The 13,780-nt window shown below is 73.9% G+C and carries 15 protein-coding genes and 1 riboswitch; of the genes, 10 read left to right on the forward strand and 5 right to left on the reverse strand.

All coding sequences use genetic code 11. The features are described from left to right. Position 1 precedes the first annotated feature (1 nt). Genes AB0H64_RS22885 through AB0H64_RS22895 form a run of 3 tightly spaced genes read left to right on the forward strand, consistent with a single transcriptional unit; the run spans position 2 to position 2,167 of the window. Positions 2 to 982, forward strand: coding sequence for an aldo/keto reductase (locus tag AB0H64_RS22885; protein ID WP_357627707.1), 981 nt, complete (start codon positions 2 to 4; stop codon positions 980 to 982). Continuing rightward, positions 975 to 1,274 (forward strand): cupin domain-containing protein, encoded by a 300-nt coding sequence (locus AB0H64_RS22890; protein WP_357627710.1) that lies wholly within the window; start codon positions 975 to 977, stop codon positions 1,272 to 1,274. The genes AB0H64_RS22885 and AB0H64_RS22890 overlap by 8 nt, the downstream gene beginning before the upstream one ends. Then, positions 1,271 to 2,167 carry an aldo/keto reductase gene (locus tag AB0H64_RS22895; RefSeq protein WP_357627713.1) on the forward strand — a complete coding sequence of 299 codons (897 nt, stop codon included), beginning with the start codon at positions 1,271 to 1,273 and terminating at the stop codon, positions 2,165 to 2,167. The genes AB0H64_RS22890 and AB0H64_RS22895 overlap by 4 nt, the downstream gene beginning before the upstream one ends. Before the next feature lie 24 nt (positions 2,168 to 2,191). On the opposite strand, the gene AB0H64_RS22900 is transcribed toward AB0H64_RS22895, so the two are convergent. Further along, the gene (locus AB0H64_RS22900) at positions 2,192 to 2,998 is read right to left on the reverse strand and encodes a L,D-transpeptidase family protein (RefSeq protein ID WP_357627716.1); all 807 of its coding nucleotides are present in this window, start codon (positions 2,996 to 2,998) and stop codon (positions 2,192 to 2,194) included. Between the two features lie 95 nt (positions 2,999 to 3,093). On the opposite strand from AB0H64_RS22900, the gene AB0H64_RS22905 reads away from it, so the two are divergent. Continuing rightward, complete coding sequence (locus tag AB0H64_RS22905) at positions 3,094 to 3,639, forward strand: YbaK/EbsC family protein (protein WP_357627718.1); 546 nt, start codon at positions 3,094 to 3,096, stop codon at positions 3,637 to 3,639. A gap of 10 nt (positions 3,640 to 3,649) precedes the next feature. Beyond that, positions 3,650 to 4,276 (forward strand): GNAT family N-acetyltransferase, encoded by a 627-nt coding sequence (locus tag AB0H64_RS22910; protein WP_357627721.1) that lies wholly within the window; start codon positions 3,650 to 3,652, stop codon positions 4,274 to 4,276. Positions 4,277 to 4,680: 404 nt separating this feature from the next. Here AB0H64_RS22910 and metF read toward each other — a convergent pair whose 3' ends face one another. Beyond that, positions 4,681 to 5,604 (reverse strand): methylenetetrahydrofolate reductase [NAD(P)H], encoded by a 924-nt coding sequence (gene metF / locus AB0H64_RS22915; protein WP_357627724.1) that lies wholly within the window; start codon positions 5,602 to 5,604, stop codon positions 4,681 to 4,683. A gap of 89 nt (positions 5,605 to 5,693) precedes the next feature. Here metF and AB0H64_RS22920 point away from each other — a divergent pair, with 89 nt between their 5' ends. Then, the gene (locus tag AB0H64_RS22920) at positions 5,694 to 6,761 is read left to right on the forward strand and encodes a polyprenyl synthetase family protein (protein WP_357627727.1); all 1,068 of its coding nucleotides are present in this window, start codon (positions 5,694 to 5,696) and stop codon (positions 6,759 to 6,761) included. Positions 6,762 to 6,812: 51 nt separating this feature from the next. Here the strand turns inward: AB0H64_RS22920 and thiE are convergent, their stop codons facing one another. From thiE to AB0H64_RS22935, 3 genes are read right to left on the reverse strand one after another with little or no spacing between them, the layout of a single operon-like run. Then, complete coding sequence (gene thiE / locus AB0H64_RS22925) at positions 6,813 to 7,448, reverse strand: thiamine phosphate synthase (RefSeq protein WP_357627729.1); 636 nt, start codon at positions 7,446 to 7,448, stop codon at positions 6,813 to 6,815. After that, positions 7,426 to 7,800 carry an Rv2175c family DNA-binding protein gene (locus tag AB0H64_RS22930; RefSeq protein WP_357627732.1) on the reverse strand — a complete coding sequence of 125 codons (375 nt, stop codon included), beginning with the start codon at positions 7,798 to 7,800 and terminating at the stop codon, positions 7,426 to 7,428. The genes thiE and AB0H64_RS22930 overlap by 23 nt, the downstream gene beginning before the upstream one ends. Positions 7,801 to 7,830: 30 nt before the next feature. Then, the gene (locus tag AB0H64_RS22935) at positions 7,831 to 8,994 is read right to left on the reverse strand and encodes an FAD-dependent oxidoreductase (RefSeq protein ID WP_357627734.1); all 1,164 of its coding nucleotides are present in this window, start codon (positions 8,992 to 8,994) and stop codon (positions 7,831 to 7,833) included. 58 nt (positions 8,995 to 9,052) lie between these two features. Next, a riboswitch (TPP riboswitch) is annotated at positions 9,053 to 9,169 on the forward strand. On the opposite strand from AB0H64_RS22935, the gene AB0H64_RS22940 reads away from it, so the two are divergent. The 4 genes from AB0H64_RS22940 (at position 9,159) to AB0H64_RS22955 (ending at position 13,780) form a co-directional block, all read left to right on the forward strand. Continuing rightward, on the forward strand, positions 9,159 to 10,454 hold the full coding sequence (locus AB0H64_RS22940) for an FAD-dependent oxidoreductase (RefSeq protein ID WP_357627737.1): 1,296 nt from the start codon (positions 9,159 to 9,161) through the stop codon (positions 10,452 to 10,454). (Overlaps the previous riboswitch by 11 nt.) Further along, a complete protein-coding gene (gene thiS, locus AB0H64_RS22945) occupies positions 10,451 to 10,651 on the forward strand; it encodes a sulfur carrier protein ThiS (protein ID WP_357627740.1) in 201 nt (66 codons plus the stop codon). The genes AB0H64_RS22940 and thiS overlap by 4 nt, the downstream gene beginning before the upstream one ends. Continuing rightward, complete coding sequence (locus AB0H64_RS22950; protein WP_357627743.1) at positions 10,644 to 11,399, forward strand: thiazole synthase; 756 nt, start codon at positions 10,644 to 10,646, stop codon at positions 11,397 to 11,399. The genes thiS and AB0H64_RS22950 overlap by 8 nt, the downstream gene beginning before the upstream one ends. A 221-nt stretch (positions 11,400 to 11,620) precedes the next feature. Beyond that, the gene (locus tag AB0H64_RS22955; RefSeq protein WP_357627745.1) at positions 11,621 to 13,780 is read left to right on the forward strand and encodes a PASTA domain-containing protein; all 2,160 of its coding nucleotides are present in this window, start codon (positions 11,621 to 11,623) and stop codon (positions 13,778 to 13,780) included.

Here is a 13,780-nt window from a genome sequence, read left to right on the forward strand (position 1 = left end):
CTTGAACCACGAACGCCAGCCGTACCGCCGCTGCGGCCGCAGCGGTCTGCTGCTCCCGGCCGTCTCCCTCGGCCTGTGGCACAACTTCGGTGACGGCAGGGCCCTCGACGGGCAGCGGGCCATCATCCGCAAGGCCCTCGACCTGGGCATCACCCACTTCGACATCGCCGACAGGTACGGCCCGCCGCTGGGTGCCGCCGAGTCGACGTTCGGCGAGATCCTCCGGCGGGACCTGCGCGGGCTGCGCGACGAGATCGTCGTCACCACCAAGGGCAGCAACCCGATGTGGGACGGCCCGTACGGCAAGGGCAACAGCCGCAAGCACCTGCTGGCCACGCTCGACCGGTCGCTGGAGCGGCTCCGCCTCGACTTCGTCGACATCTTCTACCTCCACCGCGACGACGGGACGCCGCTGGAGGAGCAGGTGGCGACGCTGGACCACATGGTCCGCACCGGCCGCGCCCTGTACGCGGGCGTGTCCAACTTCTCCCCCGAGCGCACGGCCGCGGCCGCCGAGCTGATGCGCGGCCTCGGCACGCCGCTGCTGGTCCACCAGCCGCCGTACTCACTGCTCAACCGCGGCATCGAGCGGTCGCTGCTCGGCGTGCTGGAGGAGCAGGGCGTCGGCTGCGTGGTGTACTCGCCGCTGGCGCAGGGGCTGCTGACCGACCGCTACCTCGACGGCATCCCCGCGGACTCGCGCGCCGCCGAGGGGCGGTTCCTGACGGCCGACAAGGTCACCCCCGAGGTGCTGACGTTCGTCCGCGCGCTCGGCGAGCTGGCCGCCGCGCGCGGCCAGAGCGTCGCCCAGCTCGCGCTCGCCTGGGCGCTGCGCGACTCCCGCGTCACCTCCGTGCTGGTGGGCGCGTCCAGCCCCGAGCAGCTGGAGGCCAACGTGGCGGCCGTGGACCGGCTGGACTTCACCGGCGAGGAGCTGGCCGCCATCGACCGGGCGGCCAAGGAGGCGGGCGTCGATGCGTAGGAGCACCCTCGCCGAGTGGGCCGGCGGCGTCTCGCTGCCCGGCTACCGGGTCGCCTCCGGCGGCGTGTCCACCCTGCCGCCCGGGAAGGTGAGCCACGGCGAGGGCCGGCACGTGCATCCCGACCCGGAGATCTTCCTCATCCTCTCCGGCGCCGGCCGGCTCCACCTGGACGGGGAGGAGTCCGGCTTCGCCGCCGGCGACGTGCTCGTCGTCGACCCGGGCGAGGACCACCACCTGGAGGCCGTCACGGAGGTCGTCACCACCTGGCTGCACCTGGAGCCCGTGCCATGACGCCGCCGCTCGCGCTGCCGCGGGCCGGGCTGGGCGGCGGCCCGCTCGGCAACTACCTGCGCCCGATCTCCGACGAGCAGGCCCGCGCGGTCGTGGACACCGCGTGGGAGGCGGGCGTGCGCTACTTCGACACGGCCCCCTTCTACGGGCTCGGCCTGTCGGAGCGGCGCATGGGACGCGCGCTGCGTGAGCGGCCCCGCTCGGAGTTCGTCCTGTCCACCAAGGTCGGCCGGCTCGTCCGGCCCGGCCCGGGCCACGACGGCGCCTTCGCGGTGCCCGACGACCGGCACGTCGAGTGGGACTTCAGCCGCGACGGCGTGCTGCGCAGCGTCGAGGAGTCGCTGGAGCGGCTCGGCCTCGACCGGGTGGACGTCCTCTACATCCACGACCCCGACCGGCACTGGCCGCAGGCGCTGGACGAGGCCTATCCCGCCCTGGCCGACCTGCGGGCGCAGGGCGTGGTGCGGGCCATCGGCGTCGGCATGAACCAGTCGGGCATGCTCCTCGACTTCGTCCGCCACGCCGACCCCGACGTCCTGCTCGCCGCGAACCAGTGCACGCTGCTGCGCCGCTCCGCCTTCGAGGAGCTGCTGCCCATGTGCCTGGCGCGCGGCATCACGGTCGTCGCGGCGGCGCTGCTGCACCGGGGCGAGCTGGTCACGCCGCCGCCGGACGCCTCCGGCGAGGTCCGCGCCATCGCCCGGGCCTGCGCCGAGCACGGCGTGCCGCTGACGGCCGCCGCCCTGCAGTTCCCGTTCCGGCACCCGGCGGTCCGCTCGGTGCTGGTGGGGGCGCACGAGCCGGCCCAGGTCACCGCCAACCTGCGGGACCTGGAACGGGACGTGCCCGAGGCGCTCTGGCGCGCGCTGGAGACGCCCGTCCCGGCCCCCTGAGATCCGGCGCGGCCGGGCCCGTGCTCAGCCGCGCCGGAACGCGCCCCGCACGTGCACCGGCACGCCCGTGCCGAGCATCCCGGGCAGCACCTCGGCCACGTTCATCGGCATCCGCACGCATCCGTGCGAGGCCGGGGCCAGCGGCACCGACAGCGCCCCGTGGAACGCGATGCCGCCGTTGAAGAAGATCGGGTTGTACAGCCGGCCCAGGTACGAGGTGTGCCAGCCGGACTTGCGCCAGGTGGTCTTGTAGTCGCCCGTGGGCGTGCGGGCCGAGCCGCAGAAGCGCTGCTTCTTGCCCTGCCACACCGCGGTCTCGCAGTAGGCGATGCCGCTGCCCGACGAGATGTGGGTGATCAGCTTGGGCTGCCCGGCCACGTACAGGACCATGATCTGCTTCGTGAGGTCGACCTCGGCGCGGGTCGGCTTCCCCTTCGGGACGAGGACCCTGGGCGCCCTGGGACTCTCCAGGGCCGTCCAGGTGCGCGAGGCCACAGTGCTGGTCGGGGCGATGCCGTTGACCTTCTGGAACGCCCACACGGCCGTCAGCGTGGTCCCGCCGTACCGGCCGTCGGCCCTGCCCGGCTGGTAGCCCAGCTCGGCCAGGCGGCGCTGGAGCCACGCGACGGCCTCGCCCTTCGCGCCCAGCTTCAGCGTCTTGCGCGGCGCCTTGACCGTCGTGGCGGTCCCGGCCGGGGCGGTGATCGCCGGGGTGGTGATCGCCGGCGCCCCGGTGGGGGCGGCGGAGGCGGGTCCCGCTCCGAAGCCGGTCAGGACGACCACGCCGGCCGTGACGAGAGCTGCCATTCCCGGCAGACGTCGTGCCCTCACCCGAATCACCTCTTCCGCTCAACATTTGAATCAAAGGACCTTACACCACCACCATCACCAGGTAATGGCAAGGTCAATCCTCGTAGAGTGGCCACATGTCCGAGAAGTCGTCCGACGCACAGCACCCGCAATCGTCAGCGCCCTCTGCGGCGGAGCTGGCGGCCCGCTCCACCGGGCTGCCCTCCAACGCCGTCATCGTCCAGTCCGCCCTGCGCGAGCTCGGCGCCGCGGGTGAGGTCATCGTCCTGCCGGAGAAGGCGCCCACCGCCGCCACCGCCGCCGCCCAGCTCGGCTGCGAGGTCGGCGCGATCGCCAACAGCCTCGTCTTCGACGCCGACGGCACGCCCCTGCTCGTGATGACGAGCGGCGCCCACCGGGTGGACGTCGAGCTCGTCGCCCGCACCGCCGGCGTCCGATCGGTGAAGCGGGCCACACCCGAGCTCGTCCGGCAGGCCACCGGCCAGCCGATCGGCGGCGTCGCCCCCATAGGCCACCCCACCCCGATCCGCACCCTCGTCGACACCTGGCTGAGCAAGCACGACGTCGTGTGGGCCGCCGGCGGGCATCCGCACACGGTGTTCCCGACGAGCTTCGACGAGCTGGTGCGCATCACCGGGGGCACACCGGCCGACGTCGAGTAATGTGCGCAGCGTGATCGAGTTTCGCGGGGCGGGGCCGGCCGAGTTCGACGAGCGGCTGGACACGGTGATCGGCATCTACGCTGCCGCCATGCGCCCGCCCGCGGAGCAGCTCACGGGCCGCCGCGCCATCATGCGCAACCACGGCATGTACCCGCGCTTCCAGTGCTACTTCGCCGAGCTGCGTGACGCGCCGATCCACCACGGGCCGGTCCACCACGGGCCGGTCCTCCACGGGCCGGTCCACCACGGGCCCGGCCACGGGCGCCCCGCTCCGGTCGTCGGGTTCGCGTACGGCTTCCACGGCGCGCCCGGCCAGTGGTGGCACGACGTGGTCTACCGCGCCCTGGAGGAACAGGCCGGGGCGCGGGTGGCCGACGCCTGGCTCGGCGACGCCTTCGAGCTGGCCGAGATCCACGTCCACCCCGACCACCAGGGCAAGGGCATCGGCCGGGCCATGATCACCACGTTGTGCGCGGGCCGCAGGGAGCGCTCGGCCGTGCTGTCCACCCACGACCGGCCCACCGCCGCCCGCCACCTGTACGCGAGCCTGGGCTTCACGGACCTGCTGTCCCGGTTCGTCTTCCCCGGCGGTCACGAAGAGTACGCGATCGCCGGGCGGCCCCTGCCGCTCGCCTGACGGATCCCCTGGTAAAGCCTTGACCAGCCGGTTTGGCTGCCGTGACGCCGGGGGATGAATGACTACGCAAAGTAATGGACGCTCTACCGCGCGTCTACCCACCCCTGACCGCCACCCGCCGGGTCCCCCTGCGGGCGGGTGGCGGGCCCACCCGGCCACTTCCCCGGCCGGCATCTGCAGACGTGTTCGCGGCGGCGGGAATGTTCCGCGGGAAGGAGGGGTTCTACTCCACGTGACCGGTGTGTCCAGTGTCCCCGGGCCTCACCTATCGCCTTCGCGGAATACCGTTCGGCTGGAGCCGCGTTGTGCCACTCGCCGAGAGGCGACCTGCACACCGGTACGCACACGTCGAAGCGCCCGTCCCCATCAGGGGGCGGGCGCTTCGGCATGTGTGGAGGAACGCCTCAGACCGCGACCGGCTCCGGGCGTGACAGGAGCTGGAAGACCTCACGCGAGGCGCTCGACCGGTTGAACGTGATGAAGTGGATGCCCGGCGCGCCCTCGTCGAGCAGCCGCTGGCACAGCTCCGCCCCGTGCTCGATGCCCAGCCGCCGCACCGCCGCCGGGTCGTCGGCGACGGCCTCGAAGCGGGCCGCGAGCTCCGGCGGGAACGGCGCGCCCGAGAGCTGCTCCGACCGGGCGATCGTGCTCATCTGGGTGACCGGCATGATGCACGGGATGATCGGCGTGTCGCAGCCCCGGGCGGCGACCCGGTCGCGCAGCCGCAGGTAGTCGTCGGCCTGGAAGAACATCTGCGTGATCGCGTAGTCGGCGCCCGCCCGGCACTTGCGGACGAAGAACTCGGTGTCGGACTCGATGGACGGCGAGCGCGGGTGCTTGTAGGGGAACGCCGCCACGCCCACGCAGAAGTCGCCGGCCTGCCGGATGAGCCGCACCAGGTCCTCGGCGTACTGGACGCCGTCGGGATGCCGGACCCACTCGCCGGTCGGGTCGCCGGGCGGGTCGCCCCGCACGGCCAGGATGTTGCGCACTCCCGCGTCGGCGAACCGGCCGACGAGGTGGCGCAGCTCGCGGACCGAGTGGTTGACGGCGGTGAAGTGGGCCACCGGCGTGAGCGTGGTGCCGTGGGCGACCCGCTCGACGATGTCGACCGTGCGGTCGCGCGTGGTGCCGCCCGCGCCGTACGTGACGGACACGAACGTCGGCCGCAGCGACTCCAGCTCCCTGATCGCCCGCCACAGCTGCCGCTCGCCCTCGTCGGTCTTCGGGGGGAAGAACTCGAAGGAGAACGACCGGCCACCGGAGGCGAGGAGCTCGCGGACGGTGGGGACACGATCGGGCAGGACGGAAGGTCGACCAAGCGCCATGTCCCAAGGTTACCGTGGCGGGGCCCGCGCCAGCGGTCACCCGGGTCCTGGAGATCCGGGTGCCGCCCGTCGGCCACTAGTCTCAAGGCATGAGCACTGAGGCCGCGAGCATGGACACCTTGCGCGAACAGGTGGACCGTTGCCTGAGGGAGTTCGTCGACCGGCAGCTTCCGCTCACGGGCGCGCCGGAGCTGGAGCCGCTCCGCCTGGCCGCCAAGGAGCTGCTGGCCGGCGGCAAGCGGCTGCGTCCCGCGTTCTGCTACTGGGGGTGGCGCGGGGCGGGCGGCGCGGACGAGCCGGGCATCTACCCGGCCGCGGCGTCGCTGGAGCTGCTCCAGGCCAGCGCGCTGGTCCACGACGACGTGATGGACAAGAGCGACCTGCGCCGCGGGATGCCGTCGGCGCACCGCCGGTTCGAGACGATGCACGCGGGGGCCGGCTGGCACGGCTCGGCCGAGCAGTTCGGCGTGGGCGCGGCGATCCTGCTGGGCAACCTGCTGCTGATCTGGTCCGGCGAGATGTGGCGCGGCAGCGGCCTGCCGCCGGAGTCGATCGGGGCGGCGCAGCCGGTCCACGACCACATGCGCACCGAGCTGATGTGCGGCCAGTACCTCGACCTGCTGGAGCAGGCCCACGGGGAGAACACGTTCGAGTCGGCGCTGCGCGTCGCCCTGTACAAGAGCGGCAAGTACTCCGTCGAGCAGCCCCTCCGGCTCGGGCTGGTCCTCGCGGCGGGCGAGCTGGCGCCGTGGATGGACGAGCTGTGCACCACGTACGGCACGCGGGTGGGGATCGCGTTCCAGATGCGCGACGACATCCTCGGCGTGTTCGGCGACCCGGCGGCCACCGGCAAGCCGGCCGGCGACGACCTGCGCGAGGGCAAGCGGACGATGCTCATGGCGCGCACCCTGGCCGCCGCCACCCCCACGCAGGCCGCGCTGGTGCGGAGCCTGCTCGGCGACCCGGGGCTCGACGACCGGGGCGTGGCGGCGCTGCGGGAGGTCATCGAGGACACGGGGGCGCTGCGGGAGTGCGAGGACCTGATCGGGACGTACCTGACGGAGGCGCTGGCCTGCCTCGACCAGGCGCCGATCACGGCCGGGGCGCGCTCCGCGCTGGCCGACCTGGCCGTCGCCGCCACCTCCCGCAAGGCCTGACCCTCCCCGCGCTTCCACGGGCGCTGGGAGGGTCGCAAGCGGTCGGGTGGGTCAGCGGGCCAGGCGCTTGGCGAACTCCGCCGCCGCCGCGCCCGGGTCGTCGGCCTCGGTGATCGCCCGCACCACGACGACGCGGGTCGCCCCGCACGCCATGACCTCGTCGAGGTTGTCCAGGTCGATGCCGCCGATGGCGAACCACGGCCGGTCCGTGGCGATCGAGGCCGCGTGCCGCAGCAGCGACGGCCCCGGCGCGGGACGGCCCGGCTTGGTCGGGGTGGGCCAGGTCGGCCCGCAGCAGAAGTAGTCGACGCCCTCCTCCACCGCGGCGGCGGACGCCTCGGCGGTGGAGTGGGTGGACCTGCCGATGAGGATGTCGTCGCCGAGTATCTCCCGCGCGACGCCCACCGGAAGGTCGTCCTGCCCCAGGTGGAGCACGTCGGGCCGGGCGGCGTAGGCCACGTCCGCCCGGTCGTTGACGGCCAGCAGCCTGCCGTGCCGGTCGCAGGCGTCGCGGAAGACCTCCAGCAGCGCGAGCTCCTCCCGCGCCTCCAGGCCCTTCTCACGGAGCTGGACGACGTCGACGCCGTTGGCGAGCACGGTGTCGAGGAACTCGGCCAGGTCACCGCGCCGGCGCCGGCCGTCGGTGCAGAGGTAGAGCCGGGCGTCAGAAAGCGAGGGCCTGGGCACGCCGCTTGACCTCGGTGTGGCGGCCCGCGCGGATCGCCTCGACGGGCGAGCCGGGCAGCGAGTCGTCCGGGGTGAAGAGCCACCGCAGCGCCTCGGCGTCGTCGTAGCCCGCGTCCAGCAGCACGGTCAGCGTGCCGGGCAGGCCCTTCATCACGTCCCTTCCGTCAAGGAACGCCGCGGGCACGTGCGGCCCGCCGCTGCCCCGGCGCACGCCGAGCAGCTTGTGGTCCTTGAGGAGTTGCTTGGTCCGCCCGAGCGAGAGCTGCAGGCGGTCGGCCACCTCGGGGAGAGTGAGCCACTCGTTGACGAGCTGGTCGGTCTCCCGGTCGATCTGTGCAACAGAAAGCGTCACGAAACCACAACTACCACATGGCGCGCTTGCTCAAACAACACAATCCCGTAGAGGGACATCGGGATCTACCAGGCGTTCCGGGTCGATCCTGTGCCCCGCGTCGATGATGCGGCGGCCCTGGACGAGGTCCCGCGGCCGGTCCACGGCCAGCACCGCGGCCAGCGCGCCGTCGCCGGTCAGCCAGCAGGCCGACCACTTGCCCTCCGGGCCGCCCCGGTACAGGAGACGCTCGCCGGCCGGATGGTGACCCGCGTACTGGACCATGTGGCCGAACTGCTCGGACCAGAAGTACGGCACCGGGTCGTAGACGGCCTCCTCGCCCAGCAGGGTGGCCGCGGCGACCTCGGGCGCGCCGAGCGCGGTGTCCCAGTGCTCCACCCGCAGGCGCGTGCCGTAACGGCGCGACCACCAGGCGGCGCAGTCGCCCACCGCCACCACGCCCGGCAGGGAGGCGCGCAGGTGCTCGTCGGTGACGACGCCGTTGTGCAGGTCGATGTCGGCGCCCGCCAGCCACTCCACGGCCGGGCGGACCCCGATGCCGGAGACGACCACGTGCGCCTCGACGAACTCGCCGTCCACCAGCCGCACCCCGCCCTCGTCCACCGACGCGACCATGGTGTCCAGCCGCAGGTCGACGCCGTCGTACCAGGCGGTGGTACGGGCGCCGATCTCGGTCCCGACGGCGTGGGAGAGCGGCGCGGGGCCGGCCTCGATCACGGTCACCTCGCAGCCCGCGCGGCGGGCGGCCGTGGCCACCTCGGCGCCGATCCAGCCGGCGCCGACCACCGCGACGCGGGCGCCGCGGACCAGCCGGGCACGCAGCTCCAGCGCGTCGTCGAGAGTGCGCAGCACGTGCTGCGGCCCGTCGCCGGGCAGCGTGATCGGCTCGGCGCCGGTCGCGATGACCAGCCCGTCGTACGCCAGCTCGCCCTCGCTGGTCTCGACGACGCCCGGACGCAGGCCGGTGGCGCTGACGCCGGGGCGGAAGTCCACCTCCAGCGTCGCGAGGTCGGAGTCGACGAAACTGGAGTCGCTGGTGCCCAGCAGCACCGCCTTCGACAGGGGCGGCCGGTCGTACGGGCGATGCCGTTCCTGTCCCAGGAGGGTGATCTCGCCGCCGAACCCCCTCGCCCGCAGGGCCTCGATGCTGCGCACGCCGGCCAGGCCCGCTCCTGCCACCACGACACGGTTCACGGTCAAGACCATAACGGGGCCGCCGCCTGCGCTCCGCACCGAGGCCGTAGGCTTGAGGGGTACGACGCGCGGGAGTCCGGCCGTGACCGGGCTGAGAGGAAGGCTTGACCGGGCCTTCGACCGCAATCCACCTGATCCGGATCATGCCGGCGAAGGGAGCGCGCATGGAGCTGGTCGTGGGCGGCGGGATCGTCGGGCTGTCCATCGCCTGGCGGCTGTCGCGGGTGGGGCGGGCCGTCACCGTGGTGGACCCGGCCCCGGCCTCCGGGGCCTCGCACGCGGCGGCGGGCATGCTGGCGCCCGTCAGCGAGGTCGCCTACACCGAGGAGCCGCTGCTGCGGCTGGGGGTGGCGTCGCTGCGCCGCTGGCCGTCGTTCGCCGCCGAGCTGGCCGAGGACGCCGGCCTGCCGCCGGGCGTCCTGGCCCCGTCGCGCCCGCGCGGGCCCTCCGGCGGCGCTTCTCCCGTGCCGTCGTCCCCTGCGCGTCCTGGCCCGGTCCCGTCGTACGGGCTGGACTTCCGTGCCGACGGCACCCTGGACGTGGCGTTCGGCGCGGACGACCTGGCGGCGCTGGACGAGCTGGGCGGGTTCATGGGCAAGCTGGGGCTGCCGGTGGAGCGGCTGACGGGCAGGGAGTGCCGCCGCCTGGAGCCGATGCTGGCCCCGTCGGTGCGGGGCGGGCTGCTGGCGCCGGGCGACGCGTGGGTGGACCCGCGCCGCGTCACAGCCGCCCTGCTGGCCGCCCTGGAGCGGCTGGGCGTCCCCGTGGTGCGGGCCCGGGTGTCGGAGCTCCTGCGTGCCCCTGGCGGCCCTGGTGGCGGCTCCGGGCGCGGTCCGGCGGTCGTGGGCGTACGGCTGGAGTCTCCGGCGGACGGCGGGGACCTGCCGTCCGAGATCCGCGCCGACGGGGTGATCCTGGCCGCCGGCGCGTGGAGCGGCGAGCTGTACGACCTCCCGGTCCGGCCGGTCAAGGGCCAGATCATGCGGCTGCGCTCCCCCGAGCCGCTGCTCGGCCGGTGCGTGCGCGGCATGGTCCACGGCGCCCCCGTCTACCTGGTGCCGCGCGGCGACGGCGAGCTCGTGGTGGGCGCCACGCAGGAGGAGATGGGGTTCGACACGCGGGTGACGGCCGGCGGCGTGTACGAGCTGCTACGCGACGCCCGGGAGCTGGTGCCCGGCGTGACCGAGCTGGAGGTGGCCGAGGTCGTGGCTGGCCTGCGTCCCGGCACCCCGGACAACCTGCCGCTCATCGGCCCGGCCGGCGTCCCGGGGCTGACGCTGGCGACCGGGCACCACCGCGGCGGGGTGCTCCTGGCGCCGCTCACGACGGCGATCCTCCTGGGCGAGGAGCCCGAACTGGCCGCCCTCTGCTCCCCGGCCCGCCACCACCCGGCCCCCGGCGCGCACGACAGGCCCCCCGGCCCCTACGACAGGAGCTCCGGCTCCGAGGAGATGGGATGAAAGTGACGATCAACGGCAGCCAGCGCGAGGTGCCCGACGGCACCACCGTGGCGCAGGCCGTACGCATCCTGACCACCGCCACCACCGGCGTGGCGGTGGCCCTGAACGACGAGGTCGTGACGCGCGGCTCGTGGGACACCACGGCGCTCGGCGACAGCGACCGCGTCGAGGTGCTCACGGCGGTGCAGGGTGGATGATCTGATCATCGCCGGGGAGAAGTTCTCCTCCCGGCTCATCATGGGCACCGGCGGCGCGCCCTCGCTGGAGGTGCTGGACCAGGCCCTCGCCGCCTCCGGCACCGAGCTGACCACGGTTGCGATGCGGCGGCTCGACCCGTCGGCCCGCGGCTCGGTCCTCGACGTGCTGCGCGAGCGCGGCATCAAGGTGCTGCCCAACACCGCGGGCTGCTTCACCGCGGGCGAGGCCGTGCTGACGGCCAGGCTGGCCCGCGAGGCCCTCGGGACGAACTGGGTCAAGCTCGAGGTCATCGCCGACGAGCGGACGCTGCTGCCGGACCCGATCGAGACGTTCGACGCGGCCGAGCGGCTGGTTGCCGAGGGCTTCGTGGTGCTGCCGTACATCGGGGACGACCCGGCGCTGGCGCGCCGTCTGGAGCAGGCCGGCTGCGCGGCCGTCATGCCGCTCGGCGCGCCCATCGGCTCCGGTCTCGGCATCCGCAACCCGCACAACATCGAGCTCATCGTGGAGGCGGCCTCCGTGCCGGTGATCCTCGACGCGGGCATCGGCACGGCCAGCGACGCCGCGCTGGCGATGGAGCTGGGCTGCGACGCCGTGCTGCTGGCGACGGCGGTCACCCGCGCGCAGCGACCCGACCTGATGGCGGCGGCCATGCGGGGCGCGGTCCATGCCGGGCGGCTGGCCCGCCAGGCCGGGCGCATCCCGCGCCGCCGCTACGCAGAGGCGTCCTCCCCGATGACCCCGTGACCCGGCGCCCCCGGTGACCCGGGACCCGCGACCGGACTCACGGATCGGGTCAAGCCGGGCCCGGCGTCACGCCGGGGCGGGCGGGGCCTCTGTGAGCCGGTGGATCCCGTGGTCCGGGAGGTGCCGGGGAGGTCAAGAGAGGGCGTGGCAGGAGCCACGGCTCCGCATCGTTTCGGGTGGTCGCACCCTGCCAGGGGCCAAACGCCCGTAAACTCGGCGGCGTGGACACGACGACGGCGGACCCCCTGGTCGGGCGACTCCTCGATGGGCGCTACCGCATCGAGTCCCGGATCGCGCGAGGCGGCATGGCGACCGTCTACCTCGCCCTGGACGTCCGGCTCGACCGCACGGTCGCGCTGAAGGTCATGCACCGCTCGCTCGCCGAGGACCCGGCGTTCGTGCGGCGCTTCATCGGCGAGGCCAAGTCCGTGGCCAGCCTCTCCCACCCCAACGTGGTGCACGTCTTCGACCAGGGCACCGACGGCGACGTCGTCTACCTGTCGATGGAGTACGTGCCGGGCAGGACGCTGCGCGAAGTACTCCACGAGCGGGGCAGGCTGCCCGCCCGCGAGGCGCTGGAGATCCTGATCCCGGTGCTCGCGGCGCTGGGCGCCGCCCACCAGGCGGGCATGGTCCACCGCGACGTCAAGCCGGAGAACGTCCTGATGACGGCCGACGGCCGGGTCAAGGTCGTGGACTTCGGGCTGGCCCGCGCCATCGAGGCGACCAACCAGACCCGTACCGGCGTGATGATCGGCACGATCGGCTACATGTCGCCCGAGCAGGTGACCACCGGCCGCGCCGACGTCCGCACCGACGTCTACGCGGCCGGGATCATGCTGTTCGAGCTGGTGACCGGCCGGCAGCCGTACGACGGCGAGACGCCCATGTCCGTGGCCTACCGCCACGTGCACGACACCGTCCCGGCGCCGTCGTCGCTGACGCCCGACGTGCCGCCGGTGGTCGACGCCCTGGTGGCGCACGCCACGGCGCGCGAGCCGGACGCCAGGCCCGCGGACGCGACCGCGATGCTGGTGGCGGCCGTCGAGGTGCACCGCCAGCTTCCCCGGCTGACCGCGCCGGGCGTCTCCCACTCCTCGGCCCAGCACTCGTTGCCGGGCACCGGCTCGTACGCCCCCTCGGGGCCGCTGGCGGCGCCCACGGCACAGCCGTCGTCGGGCGCCCACCCCGTGCCCTCAGGACCCCATACAGGGGCTCATACGGGGGCTCATACGGGGGCTCGCACCGGGCCCCAGAGCGGCGCCCGGCCCACCGGCCCGGCCGCCGGCGGCTACGGCGCGCAGCCCGCCTCCCAGCCGGGCCTCCCCGCGGGGTCGCCCGCGATGACGCTGGCCATGCCGCAGGTCCCGCCCGGCGGGGCGCCCGGCCCCAACCCCACGGTCGTGCAGCCCCGGATCGAGGGGCCGGCCGAGCACGCGGGCGGGCGGCGGCGCGGCGGGTTCCGGCCGAGCTGGATCATCATCGGCCTGGCCGTCGTCATGGTGGCGGCGATCGGCCTGACCGGCTGGTACGTCTCGCGTCCCCAGTACGTGGCCGTGCCCGCCGACCTGGTCGGCAAGGACGTCTCGATCGTGGAGCAGAAGCTCACCGCCGGCGGCTTCAAGGTGCGCCTGGCGCCGGGCGAGTACAACGACAAGGTGAACGAGGGCCTGGTGCTCCGCGTCGACCCCGTGACCGGGCAGCAGGTCCTGGCCGGCACGACCGTCACCCTGGTGCCCTCCCTCGGCCCCAAGCTGGTGCTGGTGCCCAAGGTGGCGGGCATGTCGGCCGACGACGCCCGCGCCACCATCGCCAAGGCGGGCCTGACGGTCGGCAGCGTCCGCCGGCTGGCCAGCCCCGACGTGGCCCGCAACACGGTGATCCGCACCTCGCCGCTGGTGGGCGAGAAGCTCAAGGAAGGCTCGAAGGTCTCCATCTACGTGAGCGCCGGGCTGACCATGCCGGACGTCAGCCACATGCCCAAGGACCAGGCCGCCGCCTTCCTGCAGGAGCAGGGCTTCCAGGTGCAGGTCAACGAGGTGGACGACGACGCCGAGCCGTGCACCGTCATCGCCCAGGCGCCCAAGGCCAACGCCGAGGTCGACCGGGGCGCGGTGGCGATGGTCACGGTGGCGCGCTGCCAGACCGGCTTCGAGGAGTGGTTCCGCAGGGGCGACAACGAGGCCCGCGAGGACCAGCAGTTCCAGATGATCCCGCAGGTGATGGGCAAGAACGTCAACGACGCCCGCCAGGAGCTCCAGCAGCTCGGCTGGAGGGTCAAGGTCCGCAAGCTGGGACGCGGCAGCGGGGTCGTCCGCTTCCAGCAGCCGCTGCCCAACAGCGAGCGCCCGCCGGGCTCCGAGGTCACCCTCTGGCACTGA

It is taken from the genome of Nonomuraea sp. NPDC050733, from assembly GCF_040654215.1.
Taxonomy (GTDB): Bacteria; Actinomycetota; Actinomycetes; order Streptosporangiales; family Streptosporangiaceae; genus Nonomuraea.